This window comes from Endozoicomonas sp. ONNA2 (genome assembly GCF_024606365.1).
Classification (GTDB): Bacteria; Pseudomonadota; Gammaproteobacteria; order Pseudomonadales; family Endozoicomonadaceae; genus Endozoicomonas.
In genome coordinates this window covers 1-2,170 of the sequence record NZ_JAHHPO010000282.1, presented here as the reverse complement: position 1 = coordinate 2,170, position 2,170 = coordinate 1, and the positions used below count along the sequence as shown (strand labels likewise).

2 protein-coding genes are annotated in these 2,170 nt (G+C 45.6%); one reads left to right on the top strand and one right to left on the bottom strand.

The features are described from left to right. Positions 1–85: 85 nt before the first annotated feature. A complete protein-coding gene (locus KDK14_RS04955) occupies positions 86–1,189 on the top strand; it encodes an ankyrin repeat domain-containing protein (RefSeq protein WP_257263910.1) in 1,104 nt (367 codons plus the stop codon). Between the two features lie 18 nt (positions 1,190–1,207). On the opposite strand, the gene KDK14_RS04950 is transcribed toward KDK14_RS04955, so the two are convergent. Further along, positions 1,208–1,924, bottom strand: coding sequence for an SIMPL domain-containing protein (locus KDK14_RS04950; RefSeq protein ID WP_257263909.1), 717 nt, complete (start codon positions 1,922–1,924; stop codon positions 1,208–1,210). Between the last annotated feature and the right edge of the window lie 246 nt (positions 1,925–2,170).

Below are 2,170 nucleotides of genomic sequence, written 5' to 3'. Positions count from 1 at the left end.
TTCGACAAGCTCAGGGTGAACGGAAATCGGGAACTTATTAAAAGACAATTCCTAAGCTGTATGAAAAAAATATGGAGACAACATCATGATAGCCTCTGGAGCACCCAACACACCGCTTACTGGTAATCACAGCGTGGTTCGCAGCGGCACTGCAAACGGACAATCAGAACAACAGAGCACCAGGACACGGAGCTGCTCCTGGGGACAACGCAAACTTGACGAATGGTGTCTGAAATTTAAAGGGCCGGATATAGCATTAATGCAGGCAGCCAAACATAATAATACTCAACTGATCAGTCGCATTATTGACCAGAATCCATCATCCATTAATCTTTGCTTGAAGAAAAAAAATGAAAACCCGGCTATCCAGGCGGCAGTCCGCGGTAACAATGAAGCGTTGCAGTTGCTGATTAACCTTGGGGCATCGCCGGATACTCTGTTGGCGAGTGAGAGTTATTTTCCCTTAAGGGATTTCAAGCCCGTTGACTATTCGCCTGCTGATTTTACATCCAAAACGATGAATGTATTACTGAACAATCAGGGAACCGACCTGAACCAATCAAATCACGTTTATGATCTTGATCGTAGCATACTTGTAACGCCAACGGAGTTAGTAAACAGTCAGGTAAGCGCAAAAAACAGAAGTAAAATCAGTGTATTGCTTGCCAGCGATGCCAGAACCCGGATCCATACAAAAATAGATTTTTTACACTGTGGGCCGTTTAAAAACTCCTTCAATATTGAATTTCCTCCTGATTCATCATTTCGTACAACGAGTGAAGGAAGGATCCCGGTAAGCCTTATTGGTCAGGCCATATTGTTAAATAACGCCGAGTTGGCACGTGAGCTACTTGGCCGACCGGATCTGGATCCCGGCAAGCCCGAAGGAACAGCCGAAAACCTGTTAACTATTTTCATGCATAAATTATCAAATGGCGTGTTTTTTAACTTAGGTAATCCACTGAGACAAAAAATCATCACGTCGGAAACATTTTGCAGGCAAATTCTGGACAGTGATTCATTGATATTCAAGCGGCAACTCCTCGAACTCTTAACCATGGATTTCAACATCAGGAATTACCCGCCGTCCAACGCTGAATTTAACCAGCTTGATTTTTATCAATTGAACGATCGTATCCAACAGGAACTCTCTCCACCAAGTTATGAATCGATCGTTCAAGAGACTTAAGCAGATAACCTGCGATCATCAATCGGAGAGATAATACTCAATCGTTGCAACCACCCGGACTCTCTTGATATGCGGGTTATTCCGGTCACGGTCACTGATGGAAAACTGCCCCTGGGAGGCCCGCTTGATTTTGCCCAGTTCACTTTGCGAATCCGAGGCAAACTTTTCCGCCACTTCCCGGGCTTTACGGGTCGCTTCCTCAATCATTTCCGGCTTCACATCATTCAACCGGGTAAACAGATATTCCGGCTGTGAACCGTAATTCCCACCAGTAAAAACGATGCCTTCCCTGCCAAGGTCCGAGAGCATGCCCATCACTGAACGCACCGCTTCAATCTGACTGGAATAGACAGTGATGGTTTGCAGGGCGGTATAACGAAACTCCGGACGGCTGGTGCTGCCGTATTGATTGGCCGATTTATCGGTAATATCCGGCGGCATCAGACTGATGTCTTCCGCCGCGATACCACTTCTCTCCAGAAACTCCCTGATTCTGTCGATATTGTTCTCAATCGTGCCATAGAGAGACTTCAGGTCATTATCTGCCGCGGAAAACTGAATGGGCCAGATCACCACGTCCGCCTGATACTCCCCCTCTGACAACCCTTTGACCGTGACGCTTCTCTCATACTGTTTATACTCAATGGCAGCATTCGCCAACAAATACCCCAGACTGGAAAGTCCCAGAAAAACAGAAATGCCCAGTATTACGGCACTGACTCTACCGGTACTCATGTTGCTTACACCTGATGCTTTTGTTGAAAAAATAATGAGCCCCATCACTGGGCTCGGGAAGCTGTCCGTTAAAATATCAGATTCGGCGCTTAAGTCACCTTATTTTCAGGCAATTATTAAAACACCAAAGATGAACCAACACATACCGGTATGTTTATTTGGGACTATTTTCACAAATGCCCATGGCGCGCGAAAATATTTTGCGCCACCCTCAGGGATGAAAAATGGTTGAGCAAAATATTTTTC